Genomic DNA, 19,620 nt, shown 5'->3' with positions numbered 1-19,620 from the left:
ATGACCGAATTGCCCACGGAACGACTGAACCAGGTCGTCAAGCGCTATGAGATGCTGGAGGCCCAGATGGCGGCCGGCGTCGACCCGGACGCCTATGTCAAGCTCTCGTCGGAATATGCCGAGATTCAGGACATGGCATTGAAGGTGCGCGAACTGCGCAAGGCCGAGGCCGACAAGGCCGGTATCGAGGCGATGCTTGCGGATGCCGCGACCGACAAGGAGATGCGCGAGCTTGCCGAGGCCGAGATCGACGAGGTGAACGAGCGGATCGAGCGGCTGGAGAAGGCGATCCAGATCCTGCTCCTGCCGCGCGACATGGCGGACGAGCGCAGCGCCATCCTCGAAATCCGTGCCGGCACCGGCGGCGACGAGGCGGCGCTCTTTGCCGGTGATCTGTTCCGCATGTACGAGCGCTATGCCGCATCCAAGGGCTGGAAAGTCGAGCTGGATTCCGCGAGCGAGGGCGAGAAGGGCGGCTACAAGGAAATCATCGCCTCGATCTCCGGGCGCGGCGTGTTCGCGGCGCTGAAGTTCGAATCGGGCGTGCACCGGGTCCAGCGCGTGCCCGACACCGAGACGCAGGGACGCATCCACACGTCGGCCGCAACCGTGGCGGTGCTGCCGGAGGCGGAAGAGGTCGACGTCGAAATCAAGCCGGAAGACGTTCGGCTGGAAACCCTGCGCGCGTCGAGCGCCGGCGGCCAGCACGCCAACACCACCGATTCCTCGGTGCGCATAACGCATATTCCGACCGGGATCGTCTTGCTGCAGGCCGGCCGCTCGCAGCATCAGAACCGCGCCAAGGCCTTTCAGATCCTGCGCGCCAAGCTCTACGATCTGCAGCGCAGCAAGGCGGATTCGGAACGTTCGGAATCGCGCAGGACGCAGGTCGGCTCCGGCGACCGGTCGGAGCGCATCCGCACCTACAATTTCCCGCAGGGGCGGCTGACCGACCACCGCATAAACCTGACGCTCTACAAGCTCGACCGGGTGATGGAGGGCGATCTCGATGAAATCATCGACGCGCTGACGGCCGACCACCAGTCGAAGCTGCTGGCGGAGTTCGGGACGAATTGAGCGGGGTGGCCCGCATCGCGACCGACTATTTGGAGATGTCCTCGCGTCTGATGACCCCCCCTCTGGCCTGCCGGCCATCTCCCCCTCAAGGGGGAGATTGGAAGCTTTGGCCGCGTCGCCTTCTCTTCAGCCTCGGAGTTTGGCGAAAGCCGATTCGAGGGAGAATCTCCCCCCTTGAGGGGGAGATGGCCGGCAGGCCGGAGGGGGGTATCGGGCCGTCCAGCTGCCTGTCGACCTGCGCTGGCTGGCGAAGCTCATGACCACCCTTGCCGCGCTCCACCGCATCGCCCGCGCGGCGCTTGCCGAGGCGGGGATCGCCGATGCCGCGCTGGATGCGCGGATTCTCGTAGAGGAGCTGACCGGCACGACCCGCACCGATCTCCTGGCGCGGCCGGAGATGGAGTTCGCGGCGGAGATCACCGAAAAGCTGGCGACCGCGCTGGAGCGGCGGACGGCGGGGGAGCCGGTGCATCGCATCCTTGGCGCGCGCGAGTTCTACGGGCTGCGCCTGTCGCTCTCACCCGACACGCTGGAGCCGCGACCGGATACCGAGGCTCTGGTGGACCTGGCACTGCCCTTTGTGACGTCGGTCTGCGTCGAACGCGGCGTCTGCCGCGTTCTCGACCTCGGCACCGGCACCGGGGCAATTCCGCTGGCGATACTTTCGGCGGAGCCCCGCGCTATCGCCGTCGCGACCGACATCGCACCCGGCGCGCTGGAGACGGCGAAGGCCAATGCCAAAGCGCTCGGCCTGTCGGAGCGGGTGGAGTTCGTGCTGTCGGACTGGTTCGGCGGCGTCGAGGGGACATTCGACCTGATCGTCTCCAATCCGCCCTACATTCCGTCGGCGGAGATCGCGTCGCTCGCAGCCGAGGTTCGCTCGTTCGATCCGCTGCGCGCGCTCGACGGCGGGGCGGACGGGCTGGGGCCCTATCGAATCATCGCGCGCGACGCCGGAGGGCACCTCGCGCCCGGCGGCGCGGTCATGGTCGAGATCGGCGCCGGGCAAGGGCCGGATGTAGCCGGCATCTTTGCGGAACGGGGCTTTCGCCAGGCCGGCTCGCGCCGCGATCTCGGCGGCCACGAGCGGGCGCTCTTCTTCCTGCGACAATGACCCGCGCAAGAAAAGGCTTGCATCCCAATGGAATGTCGCTACGTTTCTGTCACCGGACAAGACGTAGCAGGCAGTGCCGTTGTCGATTCGGTCCCCGTTGAAAACAAACTGCCTCCATGCGTAAGCGATGCTTGGTGCGTCGCGTGGGGAACGTCCGGGCAGGCTCGAACCGGAAACACAATGGATGGCGGCGGCGTTGATACAGGCGCCCGACCGTCGGAAACAAGGCGACAGACCAGGTCCCTCCCAGGCCGGCATGTCGTGTTTCGCAACATCTCCAACAAGAGTGTCTAATGAGGCCACAACAGCAGAACAGGCGCATGCGCGGCCGCAACAACAACAATAATAACAATAATCAGAATCAAAACCGCAAAGGCCCGAACCCGCTTACCCGCAGCTATGAGTCGAACGGCCCGGACGTGAAGATCCGCGGCTCGGCCCAGCAGATCGCCGAGAAATACATGCAGCTCGCCCGCGATGCGCAGGGCGCCGGCGACCGCGTCATGGCTGAGAACTATCTGCAGCACGCCGAGCACTACAACCGCATCATCGCGGCGGCGCAGGCGCAGATGCCGCAGCAGTTCAACCGCGACCAGCGCGACGACCAGGACGACGACGAGGACCAGGACAACCCGGTCCCGCAGCAGTCGTTCGAGCCGCAGCGCCAGCAGAACGACGGCACCGGGCCACAGCCCGAGATCGCCGGCATTCCGGCCGAGGTGGCGCTGAACCCCGAGGCTTCGGGCGAGGAACAGTCGCGCGAGCAGCGGCCGCAGCCAAACGGCAACGGCCAGCCGCAGGAAGGCGAGGAGGCCGCGCCGCGCCGCGCCCGCCGTCCGCGCCGCCGCAGCCGTGACTTCGCCAACCGCGAGGACGAGGCCGGGGAAGGTGCCGCCGAGGCAGAGGCCGCGCCGGCGGCCGAGCCGGCCATGGCGTCGGAGCCGTCCGACGAAGCGGCCTGACCGCAGCCGTCGCGCACGGAAGAGCATCAGCCGGCGGGCAGGGGAAACCCTCCCGCCGGCTTTTTGTTTGACCTTCGTCAAGGCGTCTTGAGAGGTCGAAAGGGCATACCCATATCCAGCCGATCAGAGCCTGCCGCATTTGGGGGTTCGTCATCAGGCCGATCCGGCGCCTTGAAGGGCCGGGGAGGGAAGGAGACACATACATGAACATCGAGAAGTATTCCGAGCGCGTCCGCGGCTTCATCCAGTCCGCCCAGACACAGGCGCTCTCGCGCAACCACCAGCAGTTCACGCCCGAGCACCTGCTCAAGGTCCTCGTCGAGGATCCGGAAGGTCTTGCCGCGTCGCTGATTTCCCGTGCTGGCGGCGATCCGCGCGCGGTGCTCGTCGCGGTCGAGGGCGCGCTCAACACGCTGCCCAAGGTCGAGGGCGGCAACGGCCAGCTCTACCTGTCGCAGCCGCTGGCGAAGGTCTTTTCCACCGCCGAGGAGATGGCGACCAAGGCCGGCGACTCGTTCGTCACGGTCGAGCGCTTGCTCACCGCGCTCGCGGTCGAGAAGTCGGCCAAGACCGCCGACATCCTCTCCAAGGCGGGCGTGACTGCACAGGCGCTGAACGCCGCGATCAACGACATCCGCAAGGGTCGCACCGCCGATTCCGCCTCGGCCGAGCAGGGCTATGATGCGCTGAAGAAATATGCGCGCGACCTGACGAAGGATGCCCGCGAAGGCAAGCTGGATCCGGTCATCGGCCGCGACGACGAGATTCGCCGCACCATCCAGGTGCTGTCGCGCCGCACCAAGAACAATCCTGTCCTCATCGGTGAGCCCGGCGTCGGCAAGACGGCGATCGCCGAGGGTCTGGCGCTGCGCATCGTCAACGGCGACGTGCCCGAGACGCTGAAGGACAAGAAGCTGATGGCGCTCGACATGGGTGCCCTGATCGCGGGCGCGAAGTATCGCGGCGAGTTCGAGGAGCGGCTGAAGGCCGTGCTCAACGAGGTCACCGCGGCCGAGGGCGGCATCATACTGTTCATCGACGAGATGCACACCCTGGTCGGCGCCGGCAAGGGCGAGGGCGCGATGGACGCGTCGAACCTGTTGAAGCCGGCGCTTGCCCGCGGCGAGCTGCATTGCGTCGGTGCGACCACGCTGGACGAATACCGTAAGCATGTCGAAAAGGACGCGGCCCTTGCCCGCCGCTTCCAGCCGGTCTTCGTCAACGAGCCGACGGTCGAGGACACGATCTCGATCCTGCGCGGGCTGAAGGAGAAATACGAACAGCACCACAAGGTGCGCATCGCCGACTCCGCGCTGGTGGCGGCAGCCACGCTGTCGAACCGCTACATCTCCGACCGCTTCCTGCCCGACAAGGCGATCGACCTGGTCGACGAGGCGTCCTCGCGCCTGCGCATGCAGGTCGATTCGAAGCCGGAGGCGCTGGACGAGATCGACCGCCGCATCATGCAGCTGAAGATCGAGCGTGAGGCGCTGAAGCTGGAGAAGGACGAGGCCTCGAAGGACCGCCTGTCGAAGCTGGAGAAGGAACTCGCCGGCCTCGAGGAGGAGTCCGACGCGCTGACGTCGAAGTGGCAGGCCGAGAAGCAGAAGCTCGGTCTGGCGGCTGACCTGAAGAAGCAGCTCGATGATGCCCGCAACGAACTTGCGATCTCGCAGCGCAAGGGCGACTTCGCCAAGGCGGGCGAGCTTGCCTATGGGCGTATCCCCGAGTTGGAGAAGAAGCTCGCCGAGGCCGAGGCACAGGACGGCAAGGCCGGCATGGTCGAAGAGACCGTGACGCCGGACCATGTCGCGCACATCGTCTCCCGCTGGACCGGCATTCCGGTCGACAAGATGCTGGAGGGCGAGCGCGAGAAGTTGCTGCGCATGGAAGACGAGATCGCCAAGCGCGTCGTTGGCCAGGGCGAGGCGGTGCAGGCGGTGTCCAAGGCGGTGCGGCGTGCGCGCGCCGGGCTGCAGGACCCGAACCGGCCGATCGGCTCGTTCATGTTCCTCGGCCCCACCGGCGTCGGCAAGACCGAGCTCACCAAGGCGCTCGCCTCCTTCCTGTTCGACGACGAGCAGGCGATGGTGCGCATCGACATGTCGGAGTTCATGGAGAAGCATTCCGTGGCCCGGCTGATCGGCGCTCCTCCCGGCTATGTCGGCTACGACGAGGGTGGTGCGTTGACCGAGGCCGTGCGGCGCAGGCCCTACCAGGTCGTGCTGTTCGACGAGGTCGAGAAGGCGCATCCGGACGTGTTCAACGTGCTGCTGCAGGTGCTGGACGACGGTCGCCTGACCGACGGCCAGGGCCGCACGGTCGACTTCCGCAACACGCTGATCGTCATGACGTCGAACCTCGGCGCCGAATATCTGGTCTCGCTCGGCGAGGACCAGGATGTCGACGCCGCGCGCGACGAGGTGATGGCGGTGGTGAAGGCGTCGTTCCGGCCGGAGTTCCTGAACCGCATCGACGAGGTGATCCTGTTCCATCGCCTGCGGCGCAAGGACATGGGCCAGATCGTCAGGATCCAGCTCAAGCGGCTCGAAAAGCTGCTGGAGGACCGCAAGATCACGCTCGACCTCGACGAGGAGGCAATCGAGTGGCTCGCCTCCAAGGGCTACGATCCCGCCTACGGCGCCCGTCCGCTCAAGCGCATCATGCAGAAGGAACTGCAGGATCCGCTGGCCGAGAAGATCCTGCTCGGCGACATCCGCGACGGCGCGCGGGTGGTGGTGACCGCGGGTTCCGACCGGCTGAACTTCCGGACCGGGCCGCAGAGCGTGAAGAACGAGGCCGAAGCGGCCTAAGGCTTGACGCCGACCCGAAAACAGAACGCCCCGCGTGCAAGCCCGGGGCGTCTTTCTTGTTGGGGCCATATTCGGCAGAGCGTTTCCGCCGCAGGCCGCTTCTCATCCGGCGCCGGTCCTGCTAACGGGAGCCGCTGTCGCCGGCTGTCCGGCCGCAGCCGATCCTAGCCATCCTGGCCGATCATCTACCGCAGGAGACTACCCGTGAGCGAGCCGACCGTGGCCGAGGCCATCGAGAGCATCTATGGATCGCTCCAGGCGAACAATGAGGACCTCGACATCCATATCGCGACCCTGAAGGCGGCAATGGCGCGCGAGGGCGTGAAGGAGGCTGTCTTCGATCCGGCAAAGCTGGCCCAGGGCAACCGCTCGGGCCGCAAGCTGATGCAGGCCTATTTCCGCCAGCGCGGTGTGAAGGTGGCGTTTTCGGGCTGAGAGATCGGCCATTTCGCAATGTGAAGCGCCTTATATTCGGTCGTCCTGACCACTCCTACCGTGACGTGATCGTTCTGCACGGGCCGCCGTATCGTCGTGGCCCCGGCAACCGGTCACGCGACTGAACGGCACAGAGGAGTAGCCACCATGGCCAGCAAGACCATCGCATTCGACCTGACCGACGCGAAGCCCGAGGAGATCGCGAAGTTCCGCAATCTCGCGATCGCCAACGTCATCCAGCCCATGATCGGCGGCGACGAGCTCGCCTCGCACGACCGGCACTATTCGAACCACTCGAAGGACAAGGCGATCTCGTTCCTGCTCACCGCGGAAGAAGTCGTGCTGCCCGCGCAGCTGTTTTCCGAGGTCCAGGGCGCGAAGAAGCTCGCGGCCAAGGACTTCGTCAAGCGCATCCGCTGAGCGGTGGCCGGCATGGGCTCCGCGCCGGTGGTCAACTGGGCGATCCTCAAGATCGCCCAGCGCTGCAACATCAACTGCACCTATTGCTACGTCTACAATCGCGGCGACACGAGCTGGCAGGGTCGTCCCGCCGTGATGTCGGACGAGATCGTGCTGGCGGTGGCGCAGCGGATCCGCCGTCAGGCCGAGGAATTCGGCCTCAAGGAGTTCCATGTCGAGCTGCACGGCGGCGAGCCGCTTCTGGTCGGACGTCGCCGCTTCGAGGCGATCTGCGCGACGCTGAAGGAACATGCCAGGGTCGATCTGCGCTTCCATATGCAGACCAACGGCCTGCTGCTCGACCGGGACTGGCTCGGCTTACTCGATCGCCTCGACGTCTCCTTCGGCATCAGCCTCGACGGGCCGCCGGAATTGCATGATCGCAACCGCGTCGACCATTTCGGCCGCGGCACCAGCGACCGGCTCACCTCGATCCTGCACGACCTCTCGACCGAGCGCAGCTTCCACCGCCTGTTCGGCGGGATCCTGTGCGTCGTCTCGAAGCCGCTGCCGCACGGCGGCGAGCTGCTCGACTGGTTCGTGCGCAACGGTGTGCGCGATATCGACTTCCTGCTGCCGGACGGCAACCACGCCAACCTGCCGGGCCCGGACTTCGACCCTGCCGACTTCGCCCGGTTCTGGATCGAGGTCTACGACAGGTGGTCGGCCTACGGGCAGGCGGCGCCGCGCATCCGCACCTTGCGCACGCTGCTGCGCGGGCTTGTCGGCGAGAAGTCCGGCATGGATGCGCATGGCGGGGACTTGAGGACCATGCTGGTGGTCGAGACCGACGGCTCGATCGGCATCTCGGATGTCGGCCGCATCTGCGCGCCGCTGAACGAGGACGTGCACCACGTGCGGACCCACGAATTCCGCGCCCACCAGGAGCGCGAGGACATCGCGCTCATGCAGCGGCTGCCGGCGAAATGCACCGACTGCCGCTGGCTGCCCGCCTGTGGCGGCGGCTACCTGCCGCACCGCTTCACCGGCAAGGACTTTTCGCAACCCTCGATCTACTGCGACGTCTGGGATGCGCTGCTCGAGCGCATGGCCGGCGAGATCGCGACCGAACTGGAGAGGATCAATGTCGGACCAGGATTTTCGGCTTCTCGAACCGCTCATCGACCTGCGGCCTAACCCGGTCTTGTCCATGGTGCGCGGGCTGGAGGCTACGCTGGCACCCCGCACGCAGGCTTATGTCGGCGAGCTGCTGCAGCCGCTGCGCGGCCAGGCGGACATCTCGCCGGCGCGCGAGGCGCTGATCGCCAACGATCCCTATTTCATCGGCGCTTCCTACAGCCGCCTGCGCTTCGACCGCGACGAGATCGTCGCCAATCTCGAAGCGCTGATGGCGATGCCGGGCGAAGCGCTGATGCAGTGGGACGGCGCGGGCGTGGCACCGATCGTCGTCTCCGGCGGCCACGAGGCCGAGCGCGCGACCTATGCGAGGTCCTATCCCGCCTCTTCCGCGCTGGTGCGGAGGGTGAGGGATGCCTTCGCGGCGATCATGGACGGGCCTGCCTATGCCGCGATCGTCGCCGGCGGCACTCGCCGCCTCGCGCTCGCGCCCAACTGCGTCGGTTCGAGCAGCATCTCGTCGCTGCCGGGCTATTCGATGGTGGGCGTCGGCGAAGAGGCACGCTTCGACAATCCGCAGGTGAACGGGCTGATCCACGAGGCGGTGCATGGCATCATGTTCCTTGCCGAATGCGCCACCGGCCGGCAGCTCGTCCACGAAACCGGCCGAACGCCGATCGTTTCGCCCTGGTCGGGCAATCCGCTCGATCCCTACCAGTTTGTCCAGGCGCTGGTCGTCTGGCACGTGCTGCTCGCCTACTGGGACGAGGCCGACCCCGACAGCGACGAGCGCCGCCGTGCGGCGAAGGGTTTTCGCGATGCGCAGGGCGACCGTGGTGCGCAACGCGTGCTCGACACGATCGAGGAGAATGTCGATCCGGAGTTCCTGGCGATCCTCAGGGCCTGCGACGAGGCGTCGGCGGCACGGGCCTGAGAGGGCGGTTCCGTCTGCGTCAGGCCTGCTTGCGATGCGGCGATGTTCAGCTTGCGCCGCGGGTCCGCTTCAAGGCCTCCAACAGCAATTCCTGCACGAGGCTCTGAAGCGCATCGGTTGCGACCCGCACCTCCTGCATTGCGCGCCTGGCTTCCGCCTCATTCAGAGGGGCAGCCCTTGCCGTCGCTGCCAGCTTCTGGCGCGCCTGCCGCAGATCGCGCAGCGCCGCACGAGTGCGCGGCCGGTTTTCGCGCAACAGGCGGCGAAACTCGGCGCGCACCTCGGCCGGATAGGCACTGCCGATGCTCTCGGAAAGCACAGCCAAGCCGCCGCCTGCGCCGATGCTCCGCGCGACGAAACCGAGAAGAAACCCGTTCGCGATCACGGACAGGGCGAGTGCTGCGACGAGCACCAATTGCAGCGTGGAACGGCGGGTCACAGCAGATCCTCCTCGCCGAGGCTTTGGCCGGCGTTTTCCGGCCAATCGATCTCCGTCACCGCCGGTTCGCCGGTCGCAAGAGCGAGCAGCGCCCGATCGATCTGCCAAAGGTCCGACCCCGCTGCCGAGTAACCAGCTATGCCGGCCGCGACAAGAACGATGGCGAAGCTGGCCGCCGCGACGGGAAGCCGCCATGACGGCAGCATGAGAGGGAATCGGAAAACGGGCGCCCGGTCGATCCGCGCCAGAACCTTTCGCGCGGTCGCCTGCTCGTCCGTTTCCGCCAGCGCAGATTCAAGAACAAGCCGATCGAGGTGAGCGTCGCTGCCGACGCCCGCTTTCTTGGATTCCCGCGCGAGGAACGTGTGCGCCTCCTGCCTGTAAGGCGCGGGCCAGACGGCGATATCGTCGCCGAAGCGGCGCTTCAGGCTCTTAAATTCTTCCTCGGTCATTTGGATGTCCCTTCGCGATCCCGGTCTGTCTGCTGCGTTCTTGCCAGGTGATCTCTCAAGCCTCTTCTGCCCCGCACGAGCAACTGCTCCACGGAGCCGGCGCTGGCACCCATGACCTGGGCTATCGCCGGGACGTCGAGGTCGGCGACGGCGCGCAGCAGTAGCGCCATGCGCTGCCGCTCGGGGAGTACGACGACAGGCCATTACGGACGACGGCGAGTTCCTGGCGCGCGCCTACAAGCGCCTCGGCGTCCGGGTCTTCGCCGGCGATCGCGTCGTGCACCTCGTCGAGGCCGATGAAGACACGAAAGAAGCGCCTGCGGTGCGCATCGATGCAACGGTTCGCCGCGACGCGATAGAGCCACGTCGTGGCCCGACCTTTGGCGGGATCGAAACGACCAGCGTGCTTCCATGCCGCGACGAACACATCCTGCACGATGTCCTCCGCATCGGTGGTGCTTCCAAGATAGCGGGCAGCGAACAGGCGCAAGCCCCGCCCCTGACGATCGATGAGCCGCACAAGCGCACCTTCATCGCCCAAGCCGACGCGGACGAGGAGATCGTCATCCTCGCGAGGCTCCTGCCGCCGTCCATCGTCGGACCCTTCCGCACCGCTCACGCTGGCTCTAGCCTCCGGTGGCAGTTACGGCTCCACTCAGCGGTACCGGCGCCGATCCGCGCGGGGATCGTCAAGCCGAGCGCGAGCGGACGGAACTGGAACGAGCGTTTCACCGGGAACTGAGCTCCTTCCCGCCAGCCAACGAGAAAAGTGCCGTCGTCGTCAACCGCCGCGCCCGCCGAGGAGGCCGCGTATCATGACGAATTCGCCGGCCGAAAGCCGGCCGTCGCCGTCGCGGTCGGCCAGGTCGAACAGGAGGGTCCGGGCGCGAAACTCATCCCTGGACGTCGCTCCGTCGCCATTCGTATCCATCCGCCGTGATTGATTGGCCAGCCGTGCCTGTGCAGTGACGGCGCGATCCATGATGGCATCGCGCAACTCCTCGATTTCTTCGGCATCGAGCCTGCCATCGCCGTTGCCGTCCAGTCTTTCGAACAGGCGGTCGCGCGCCGCCACGATCTCGTCGCGCGAAATGAACCCATCGCCATCGGTGTCAAGGCGATCGAGACGTGTCGATGACGTCGTCGCCTGGGCCCATAGGGCGTCGGGCGTCACCACGCCGATCATGAAGGCGGCGAGCGCCGCCGATACAGGTCGCATGACTGATATCCCTTTCGTTTTCCACGAGCCGTCGCGAAGCGGCTATCCCCCCATACGCGTGGAAGCGCCCACTCCTACGTTTCGGGTGGAGAATACCGTCGCCTCGCCGACGCTGTCGGGCGACAGGAAATCCAATCGCCTGAGCGTAGGAGCAGGCATTCGGCTGCGTAGGAGGATGCAGACAGGGTCAAGAACGCCCTATTGCATAGAGGATACGCATGAAAACGAAGCTTCTTCTTCTCGCCCCGCTTTTGCTCGCTGCGAGCGGCGCCTGGGCTTCCGACGTCCAGAATGTCCGAAAGATGTTCCGAAAGCTGGATGCGAACGGCGATCGGGCGATCCAGTTCTCGGAGGTACAAGTCGCGCGCGGCGTATTTTTCGACCGGCTCGATGCGGACCGCGACGGCTTCCTCGACACCGCTGAACTGGACGCGGCGGCGCGGCGGCTGGAGGACCGGCGAAACATCGCAATGGACCAGGCCGACGACATGACGGCGCAGGCGGCGCAGATGGATACCAACCGCGATCGTCGCATCTCGCGTGAGGAATTCTCAACGTTCGTTCCCGACCGGCTCAGGCTCGCCGACGCCAATGGCGATGGGTCTCTGTCGATCTCGGAGCTGAGGGCGCTTCGGCGGCGATAGTGCCCGGCGAACCGACCGACAGGAGAAAATCATGAAACTGAAACTGATCTTCGTCGCTCTGTCGGCACTCATCTGGTCCGGCGTGGACGCTCTTGCAAGCCCGGGCCTCACCACGGGGACCGTCAATATGCGGGCCGGCCCCAGCACCCGGCATGCCGTCATCGTCGTCGTCCCGTCCAGCCAGTCGATCACAATAATCGGCTGCCTTCCCGGCTCGTCCTGGTGCGATGTCGTCTGGGCGGGACGTCGCGGCTGGGTGTCTGCCAGTCATATATACTATACGGCGCCGGGCTATTCCGTGCCGGTCACCACCGTGTACCACCGTGTTCCGGCCGCCTCTCCCTGGGTCGATGCCCGCCGCGACGCGCGGGTGCAATACCGCGTCAATCGGCGCATGGACCGCCGATGGGATCGCTGGACCGGAGACTGAGCGCGAAGACGCGAACAACCATCCGCTCGCGAGGCCCCTGTTCCCTCCGCCGCCATGATCCGCTAGGAGAGCCGGCGGAGGGATCATATGACAGAGTTGCCCGTATTGGTCGCCGGTGCCGGCATTGGCGGCCTGGCCATGGCACTGACGCTGCACCAGATCGGCGTGCCCTGCATCGTGTTCGAGCAGGTGCGCGAGCTGAAGCCGCTCGGCGTCGGCATCAACCTGCAGCCCAACGCGGTGCGCGAGCTCGGCGATCTCGGCATCGGTGTCGAGGACCTCGACCGCATCGGCATGCCGGCGCGCGAATGGGCGCTGGTGGGGCTGAACGGCAACGACATCTATTCCGAGCCGCGCGGACTTCTCGCCGGCTATCGCTGGCCGCAATATGCGGTCCACCGCGGCGAGTTGCAGATGCTGCTCTATCGCGAGGTCGTCGAGCGGATAGGCCCTGGCGCGGTACGCACCGGCCAGCGGGTCGTCGGCTATCGCAACGAGGCCGACGGTGCTGTTACCGCGTCGGTCGAGGCGACCGACGGGAGCCGCTCCGCATTCCGCTGTGCATTGCTGATCGGCGCTGACGGGATGCACTCGGCGGTGCGCGCGCAGATGCACCCTGACCAGCCGCCGATCCATTGGGGCGGCGCGATCATGTGGCGCGGCGTCAGCCAGGGCGTGCCGATCCGCTCCGGCGCTTCCTTCGTCGGTCTCGGCACCCACCGCCATCGCTTCGTCTTCTACCCGATCTCGCCGCCAGACCCGGTGACGGGCCTCGCCACCATCAACTGGATCGCCGAGGTCACGGTCGACGCGGCCGAGGGGCGCAAGAATTCCGGCTGGTTCAGGCCGGTCGCCATCGACGACTTCATCCATCATTTCGATGGCTGGACCTGGGACTGGCTGGACGTTCCCGCTCTGCTTTCCGGCGCGGCCGGCGCCTACGAGAACCCGATGATCGACCGCGATCCGGTCCCAACCTGGCAGGACGGGCGGGTGATCCTCATCGGCGATGCGGCGCATCCGATGTATCCGACGGGCTCCAACGGCGCGAGCCAGGCGATCGTCGACACCCGCGCGCTGGGCGCGTCGCTGGTCGAGCATGGACTTGGCGAGTCGGCGCTCGCCGCTTACGATTCGCGCTTCTGCGGCCCGATCTCGCAACTCGTGTTGCGCAACCGCGGGGCAGGGCCCTTCGGCCTTCTCAATCTGGTCGACGAGCGCTGCGGCGGCAGGTTCGACAATATAGATGACGTGATCCCGTCCGAGGAACGCGCCGCGTTCATGGCCGGCTACAAAAAGGCGGCGGGATTTGCCATCGACGCGCTCAACGCCGCGCCGCCGACAATCGCGCCGGGCGCGAAGGTCGGTGCACAGCTTAGGCGCGGCGCCGCGCTGGTCACCTGACCGGCACGCGAGGCAGGTCAGCTTCCTCCTACCCCGATCCGTCTTCCGGTGGTCATCATCGGGGCGGCGTCGATCCTATTCAACACGCTTGCGGCCGCGGCGGGAACCGAAGGGCGGTCCCGCACATTTGGCGGTCGGTAGAGCGAGAGGATCAGAGAATGAGACCCTTCCTGGCATTCGTGGGCGGATTTGTCCTGTCGCTGGCGATTTTCGCGAGCGGCGTCGCCATGTCGATCACGTATTTCCACGCCAAGCCGGTGGCTACCGGTCCCGCCAACCGGGAAGTGGCAGGGCTGTGGACCGCTGAACCCACAAAGGTCGATCCCGCCGACCAGACATTCGAGCGGGTCGACATGCAGGACACAAATCCGGAAGGCAAGCAGGCGCGTCCGGTCCAGGAAGCGGCAGCCGTGCCGGACGGAGGTGAAGTGGATTCGCTTACCACCGCGGCGCTCCCGTCCGCGGGCGACCCGGCTCTAAGGTCGCCGGATGTAGAGGCCATGGCAGCCGCGCATGCGGAATGGTGCGGCGACCGCTACCGCTCCTATCGACCCCGCGATGACAGCTACACACCCTATAATGGGGGGCGGCGCCGGTGCATCTCTCCTTACTCGGAGAGCGCACAGGGATTCGTGGCGATGCCGGTCTCCGCCGAGCCGGAGGCGGAGGGTTATGCCGTTGCCGATGAGGATCTATCGGCCACCGATGTCGCCTATGCGTCGGAGGGACTCGACGGCGATCACATCGAGTATTGTTTCAGCCGCTATCGGTCATATCGGCCAGAGGACAATACCTACCAGCCTTACGGCGGCGGCCCGCGCCGCCAGTGCCAATAGGATGAGACTGTCGACTTTCATCCCCGGTTCATCTTCGAGAAACCATAATCTGCGCATTGAAGGAGAGCGCGGGAGAAATCATCTGCGTCCCGCAACCTGATCCGATCTAACGAGTTTTCGCCGCATGAAGCTCAAGACCATCCTGCTGCCGGTCCTCGCAACCGCGATTTCCTCCACTTCGCTGTCCGCCGTTCCGGCCTTTGCGCAGGACGATTACCGTCTCGCCCAAGCCCGCGAGATCGAGGTCTACTACGACCAGTACGGCCGCCGGGTGATCCGCGACGCCTATACGGGCGAGATCCTGCGCATCGAGCGGCCGCGCAACCTCGACCGCCGCGCCACCGGATCGGTGCCGCCCGGCCAGCCGCGCTACCAGGACCCATATGCCGAGCGCGGCGGGCGCTATTATCTGGACGACCCGGAGGACATGCGCCGCCTGGAGCAAGACCGCGCTCGCGGCTATGGCGTGTCGCGCGAGGAATACGATCCGGCCTATGCCGATCCGTACGAGGACCAGGCTTATCCCGGCGACGAAGCCTCGATCGACGGCACCTATTTCCCCCCGGCACCCGGCGGGGCCGTCTATGACGAGCCCGTCGAACGCCGCGCGCTGCCAACACCCTCGGACGAGCCGAGGCTGTCGCCCTCGGCGCCGGCCGACCAGCCGACCATTTCCAAGAAGGCCGACCTCAACGTGGCCAAGCTCCAAGTGCTGCTCGACCGCGCCGGCGTGTCGCCCGGAGTGATCGACGGCCACATGGGCGGCAATGTCGACAAGGCGGTCGCCGCCTATCAGGAGATCACAGGGGTGAAGCTGTCGATGGTCGATTTCGCGACGGTCGAGAGCGAGCTCGCCGCACGCGGCGGCGAGGCCTTCATGGACTACACGATCACGCCGGAGGATGTCGCGGGTCCGTATGTCGCGTCGATCCCGGCCGACTATGGCGAGAAGGCGCAGCTCGAGGCAATGAGCTACACCTCGGTGGTGGAGATGCTCGCCGAGCGCTTCCACATGAGCGAGGCCTACCTGAAGGATCTCAACAAGGGCGTCGAGTTCCGGCCGGGCGCTGTGATTCGCGTCGCCGACACGGGCGGCAACGTCACGCGCAAGGTGGCCAGCATCATTGCCGACAAGGGCCGCGAGCAGGTGCGCGCCTATGATGCGATGGGTCGGCTCGTGGTGGCCTATCCGGCGACGATCGGCTCGTCCGACACGCCGTCGCCGAGCGGGACGCATTCGGTCGAGCGCGTGGCGATCAATCCGGAATACACCTACAATCCGAAGATCAATTTCACCCAGGGCAACAATACGAAGGTGCTGCGCATCCCGCCCGGCCCGAACGGCCCGGTGGGATCGGTCTGGATCGCGCTGTCGAAACCGACCTACGGCATCCACGGCACGCCCGATCCCTCCAAGATCGGCAAGACAAACAGCCATGGCTGCGTGCGGCTGACCAACTGGGACGCGCAGGAGCTCGCCAAGCTGGTCACCAAGGGCGTGACGGTGGAGTTCGTCGAGTAGGGCAGGAGGCAGGCGGCGATTCGCGCCGCCGGCCACTGGCCTGAACGAATTCCGGCCACCCTCCATTCTTTTGCGGCTAGACTGCCTTCATGGCCGTATCGTCCGCTTCCGCATCGACCTTCTGCCCGTCTTCAAGCCGGCGATATGTGCTGGCCGCCTCGATCCTCGCGTCGAGCATAGGCTTCATCGACGGATCGGTGGTTTCCATCGCCATGCCGGCGATCCGCGCGGATCTCGGCGCTTCGCTCGCCGACGCTCAATGGATCTCCAACGCCTATGCTCTGACATTGTCGGCGCTGATCCTGACGGGAGGCGCGGCGGGCGATCGATTCGGCCTCAGGCTCACCTTCATCGCCGGCATCGCCTTTTTCGTCGCCGCGTCGGTCGCCTGTGCGCTGGCGCCCAATGCGGCGCTGCTCATCGTATTCCGCGCCGTACAGGGCGTCGGCGCGGCGATCATGGTGCCGTGCAGCCTGGCGATAATTGCCAAGGCCTATCCGAAGGCGGAGCGGGGCAGGGCGATCGGCATCTGGGCGGCGGCGTCTGCCATGACCACCGCGCTCGGCCCGGTTCTTGGCGGGCTTGCGCTCTCGGCCTTCGACGATTCGATCTGGCGTGCGATCTTCGCCATCAACCTGCCGCTTGGCGCGGTGGCGGTCTGGCTCCTGGCGGCCCGTGTTCCGGCGGACCCGCCCGGCAGCCAAAAGGCGCTCGACCTCAACGGCGCGGTGCTCGCCGCTGTCGGCTTCGGCCTGCTCGCCTTTGGATTGACGATACTGACCGAGGGCGAGAACGGCGCCTCGCCGACGCAGTCCGTGCTGGCGATCGTCGCAGGACTGGCGATCATCGCGGCATTCGTCTTCTGGGAGCGCCGAGCGTCGGAGCCGATGGTCGACCTCGGCCTGTTCGACAACCGCGCCTTCAGTGGAGCGAACGTTTCGACATTCTTCCTCTATTTCGCGCTGTCGGCGATCCTGTTCTATCTGCCGATGCTGCTGATTGCCGGCTGGGGCGTCAGCCCGGCGCAGACCGGTTTTCTTTTTCTTCCGCTTTCGGTTTTCATCGCGCTCCTGTCCGGGATCGTCGGGAAACTATCCGACCGAATCGGACCAAGGCTGCCGATCGCAATCGGCAGCCTGATCGTCGGCGCGGCATTCGCCGCCCTCGGCTTCGTCGCGCTGGCGCAGTATCACTCGTTCTGGGCCGGCGTCTTCCCAATGATGGTGGTCATGGGGCTCGGCATGGCGCTGGTCGTCTCGCCCTTGTCGACCGCCGTCATGACGGTGGTCGAGGACAAGCAGACCGGAGCGGCGTCCGGAATCAACAACGCCGTATCGCGCATCGCCGGTCTGATTGCGGTGGCGGCGATGGGGGTCGTCACCGCGTTCGGGTATGCCGCGGCCCTCGGGGATCTCGCGGGCAAAGTGCCCGAATTCGGCGTTGCGCCGGAGACGGCGCTCGACGCGGCGAGCGAGGCAGCGCGAATCGCGGCGGGCGACAGCGCCTTCGCCACGGTCGCGTTCCTCAATGCCGGATTGTGCGTACTGTCGGCGCTCGTCGCGCTCGCGACAGTACCGGGCTCGCCGAAGCGGACCGAATCGGAAGAATAGTCGAGCCGTCCGGGGAGGCCGGTTCGCGCCGCGCTATTTCGCGGCGGCTTCCGCGACCTTGAGCGGATTCTTCTCGTCGTCCGCCAGCAGCGTGTCGACGCGCTCTTTCTCCTTCTTGAAGGCCTCCAGCTCCTCGCCCTTCAGCACCTTGCCGACCGGCAGGCGCACGCGCATCGGGTCGACTTTGTTGCCGTTGACGATCAGCTCGTAGTGGAGATGCGGTCCGGTCGACAGGCCGGTCGAGCCGACATAGCCGATCACCTGGCCCTGGCGGACGCGGGCGCCCGGAACGACGTCCTGGGCGATCGCGCTCTGGTGGTTGTAGGAAGTCTCGTAGCCGTTGGCGTGGCGGATGATGGTCTGCCGGCCGTAGCCGCCGGTCCATCCGGCCTTTTCCACGACGCCGTTGCCGGCCGCGATGATCGGCGTGCCGCGCGGCGCCGCCCAGTCGACGCCGGTGTGCATGCGCACATAGCCGAGGATCGGGTGCCGCCTGCCGCCGAAGCCGGAGCGGAACTTGCCGTTGGGCACCGGGTTGCGCAGCAGGAACTGGCGAGCCGAGCGGCCGTCGGCGTCGAAATAGTCGACCGAGCCGTCCTGCATCTGGAAACGGTAGAGCGTGCGCGTGTTGCCGTTGAACGAGGCCTTCACATAGAGAAGCTCCGATTCGTCCGAGGCCGAATCGTCGTCTGCAGGCTGCGAGAAGAACACCTCGATCCGGTCGGACGGGTTCAGACGCGACTGGAAGTCGACGTCCGAGGCGAGCAGGCGGATGAGCTGCTGCGTCATCGGCCGCGACATGCCGTAGGAATAGGCGGCGCGGTAGATGCCGTCATAGACGTTCGGCAGGTCGCCGCGGGCCCTGAGCGGCGCCGGGGAATCGTCGAAGGCGCTCGCAAGTTCCGGAGTCGTCTCAGGTTCGTCGGCCGGAACGAACCTGTTCCGGTCGTCGATCGCGATCGAAAGGATATGCTGCTGGCCGTCATAAAGGCTGCAGCGAACGATCCTGTTCTGCGTGCCGGTCGACTCGACGCCGATTCGCAGCACGCTGCCCTGCTTGATCGCCGGTCCACCGAGGTGGGAGGCGAGCGCCTTCACCATGCCGGACGACATGTCCTCGTCGTAGCCGGCGTCCTTGAAGGCAGCGCTGAGATCCTTCTCGGCGCGAATCGGTGCGTAATCCTCGGAGAATCCGACCGAACCACCGTCCATCGGCGCGCGAATCGCGGTCGAGACGTTTTCGGGGATGATGCGGGCGTAGGACTGGCCGATGCCGGGGCCGCCGAGCGACTGTCCGAAGCGTTCCGGATCGACATAATGAAGGGCGGCGACCTGGACCGCGCCGTCCGACAGCGCGATGCCTGTCTCGCGCACCACTTCTTCGATCTCGTCGGCGCTCAGCGCGCTCTTCTCGTCGAAGGCAGCCGTCGCCACGGGGAAGTCGATCGTGCGCAGGCTGACTTCGCTCTCGACCTTCGCGCCGTAGATGACGCCCGACGCCTCGGCCGGGGCCGGTCCCGGAGTATCGTCGTCGGAGAAAACGCTGAGCGGATCGAAGGGGGGATAGCTGCGCGAGGTGGTGTGGCCGGCGCCGAGCGCCATCTTCACCTGGACGAAGGGCAGGGTGCGCACCACGTTGCGGTCACCGACCTTGCTCATCATGGAAACTTCCATGCGGCGGCGGTCGCGCGCCCTAGGCGCGCTGCGGGCAACGACGAGACGGGTTGTCTTTGCCGCCTCACCGGACTGACCGTCGCTCGCAGCCTTGTTGATGGTTGCGATCTCGGGCGGCGTCGCGAGCTGCTCGCGGCCGTCGAGGGCGGCCAGAAGCGCCACGCCCATCAGCACGCTCGACGTCAAACCGGTAAGGAACGCATGCCCCGACAACCAGCGGGCGGACACCTCACGCCGATCGGGCGGCCCGCCGCGGCCATCCGCGAGCAGGGGCGGCTCGTTGCCGAGCGCTTCTATGGTGTCCTCTATATAGGGCATGAAGGACGGCGTTTTCCCCGCGTGCATCCCGTTTCGTTTTTGTGGGCGAGACAATTGCCTGTCCCGCTGGGCCAAGTCAACGAACCGGCCTGATTGAGCTCGTCTTTCACACGCCTTGCGCAAGCGTGGGACGAGCGACCGGATCCCGTCGGCTATCCCTTATGAGGAGGAGTGCCGGCGAAATGCGGCCTGAGTACGACT

20 protein-coding genes are annotated in these 19,620 nt (G+C 66.3%); 14 read left to right on the top strand and 6 right to left on the bottom strand.

The window, feature by feature from the left end:
- The 8 genes from prfA (at window position 1) to LRS09_RS06700 (ending at window position 8,871) form a co-directional block, all read left to right on the top strand.
- Window positions 1–1,077: a peptide chain release factor 1 gene (prfA, locus tag LRS09_RS06735; protein ID WP_257805022.1), complete on the top strand. Its 1,077-nt coding sequence runs from the start codon at window positions 1–3 to the stop codon at window positions 1,075–1,077.
- A gap of 256 nt (window positions 1,078–1,333) precedes the next feature.
- Window positions 1,334–2,191: a peptide chain release factor N(5)-glutamine methyltransferase gene (gene prmC, locus LRS09_RS06730; protein WP_257805021.1), complete on the top strand. Its 858-nt coding sequence runs from the start codon at window positions 1,334–1,336 to the stop codon at window positions 2,189–2,191.
- A gap of 293 nt (window positions 2,192–2,484) precedes the next feature.
- Window positions 2,485–3,153, top strand: coding sequence for a DUF4167 domain-containing protein (locus LRS09_RS06725; RefSeq protein WP_257805020.1), 669 nt, complete (start codon window positions 2,485–2,487; stop codon window positions 3,151–3,153).
- A 203-nt stretch (window positions 3,154–3,356) separates the two neighbouring features.
- Window positions 3,357–5,966, top strand: coding sequence for an ATP-dependent chaperone ClpB (clpB, locus tag LRS09_RS06720; protein WP_257805019.1), 2,610 nt, complete (start codon window positions 3,357–3,359; stop codon window positions 5,964–5,966).
- A gap of 204 nt (window positions 5,967–6,170) precedes the next feature.
- Window positions 6,171–6,401, top strand: coding sequence for a hypothetical protein (locus LRS09_RS06715; protein ID WP_257805018.1), 231 nt, complete (start codon window positions 6,171–6,173; stop codon window positions 6,399–6,401).
- A gap of 147 nt (window positions 6,402–6,548) precedes the next feature.
- Window positions 6,549–6,821: a hypothetical protein gene (locus tag LRS09_RS06710; RefSeq protein ID WP_085466837.1), complete on the top strand. Its 273-nt coding sequence runs from the start codon at window positions 6,549–6,551 to the stop codon at window positions 6,819–6,821.
- 12 nt (window positions 6,822–6,833) lie between these two features.
- Complete coding sequence (locus LRS09_RS06705) at window positions 6,834–7,997, top strand: radical SAM protein (RefSeq protein WP_257805017.1); 1,164 nt, start codon at window positions 6,834–6,836, stop codon at window positions 7,995–7,997.
- On the top strand, window positions 7,945–8,871 hold the full coding sequence (locus tag LRS09_RS06700) for a hypothetical protein (RefSeq protein ID WP_257805016.1): 927 nt from the start codon (window positions 7,945–7,947) through the stop codon (window positions 8,869–8,871). The genes LRS09_RS06705 and LRS09_RS06700 overlap by 53 nt, the downstream gene beginning before the upstream one ends.
- Before the next feature lie 46 nt (window positions 8,872–8,917).
- Here the strand turns inward: LRS09_RS06700 and LRS09_RS06695 are convergent, their stop codons facing one another.
- The 5 genes from LRS09_RS06695 to LRS09_RS06675 form a co-directional block, all read right to left on the bottom strand.
- Entirely contained in the window at window positions 8,918–9,283 is a 366-nt protein-coding gene (locus tag LRS09_RS06695; protein ID WP_257805015.1) for a periplasmic heavy metal sensor, read from the bottom strand.
- A gap of 23 nt (window positions 9,284–9,306) precedes the next feature.
- Window positions 9,307–9,762, bottom strand: a complete 456-nt coding sequence (locus LRS09_RS06690; protein ID WP_257805014.1) for a hypothetical protein — start codon at window positions 9,760–9,762, stop codon at window positions 9,307–9,309.
- Complete coding sequence (locus LRS09_RS06685; RefSeq protein ID WP_257805013.1) at window positions 9,759–9,932, bottom strand: sigma factor-like helix-turn-helix DNA-binding protein; 174 nt, start codon at window positions 9,930–9,932, stop codon at window positions 9,759–9,761. The genes LRS09_RS06690 and LRS09_RS06685 overlap by 4 nt, the downstream gene beginning before the upstream one ends.
- On the bottom strand, window positions 9,884–10,381 hold the full coding sequence (locus LRS09_RS06680; protein ID WP_257805012.1) for an RNA polymerase sigma factor: 498 nt from the start codon (window positions 10,379–10,381) through the stop codon (window positions 9,884–9,886). The genes LRS09_RS06685 and LRS09_RS06680 overlap by 49 nt, the downstream gene beginning before the upstream one ends.
- 162 nt (window positions 10,382–10,543) lie before the next feature.
- Window positions 10,544–10,948 (bottom strand): EF-hand domain-containing protein, encoded by a 405-nt coding sequence (locus LRS09_RS06675; RefSeq protein WP_257805011.1) that lies wholly within the window; start codon window positions 10,946–10,948, stop codon window positions 10,544–10,546.
- A gap of 251 nt (window positions 10,949–11,199) precedes the next feature.
- On the opposite strand from LRS09_RS06675, the gene LRS09_RS06670 reads away from it, so the two are divergent.
- The 6 genes from LRS09_RS06670 to LRS09_RS06645 all read left to right on the top strand — a co-directional run bounded on the left by LRS09_RS06670 (window position 11,200) and on the right by LRS09_RS06645 (window position 17,427).
- Window positions 11,200–11,625 carry an EF-hand domain-containing protein gene (locus LRS09_RS06670; RefSeq protein WP_257805010.1) on the top strand — a complete coding sequence of 142 codons (426 nt, stop codon included), beginning with the start codon at window positions 11,200–11,202 and terminating at the stop codon, window positions 11,623–11,625.
- A 31-nt stretch (window positions 11,626–11,656) separates the two neighbouring features.
- A complete protein-coding gene (locus LRS09_RS06665; protein ID WP_257805009.1) occupies window positions 11,657–12,055 on the top strand; it encodes an SH3 domain-containing protein in 399 nt (132 codons plus the stop codon).
- A gap of 87 nt (window positions 12,056–12,142) precedes the next feature.
- Entirely contained in the window at window positions 12,143–13,459 is a 1,317-nt protein-coding gene (locus tag LRS09_RS06660; protein WP_257805008.1) for a flavin-dependent oxidoreductase, read from the top strand.
- A gap of 158 nt (window positions 13,460–13,617) precedes the next feature.
- Window positions 13,618–14,295 carry a BA14K family protein gene (locus LRS09_RS06655; RefSeq protein ID WP_257805007.1) on the top strand — a complete coding sequence of 226 codons (678 nt, stop codon included), beginning with the start codon at window positions 13,618–13,620 and terminating at the stop codon, window positions 14,293–14,295.
- A gap of 124 nt (window positions 14,296–14,419) precedes the next feature.
- Window positions 14,420–15,817 carry a L,D-transpeptidase gene (locus LRS09_RS06650; protein WP_257805006.1) on the top strand — a complete coding sequence of 466 codons (1,398 nt, stop codon included), beginning with the start codon at window positions 14,420–14,422 and terminating at the stop codon, window positions 15,815–15,817.
- An 89-nt stretch (window positions 15,818–15,906) separates the two neighbouring features.
- Window positions 15,907–17,427 (top strand): MFS transporter, encoded by a 1,521-nt coding sequence (locus LRS09_RS06645; RefSeq protein ID WP_257805005.1) that lies wholly within the window; start codon window positions 15,907–15,909, stop codon window positions 17,425–17,427.
- Between the two features lie 33 nt (window positions 17,428–17,460).
- Here the strand turns inward: LRS09_RS06645 and LRS09_RS06640 are convergent, their stop codons facing one another.
- Complete coding sequence (locus LRS09_RS06640) at window positions 17,461–19,419, bottom strand: M23 family metallopeptidase (RefSeq protein WP_257810139.1); 1,959 nt, start codon at window positions 19,417–19,419, stop codon at window positions 17,461–17,463.
- Between the last annotated feature and the right edge of the window lie 201 nt (window positions 19,420–19,620).

It is taken from the genome of Mesorhizobium sp. J428 (assembly GCF_024699925.1).
Taxonomy (GTDB): domain Bacteria; phylum Pseudomonadota; class Alphaproteobacteria; order Rhizobiales; family Rhizobiaceae; genus Mesorhizobium_A.
This window is presented reverse-complemented; position numbering and strand designations above follow the sequence as displayed.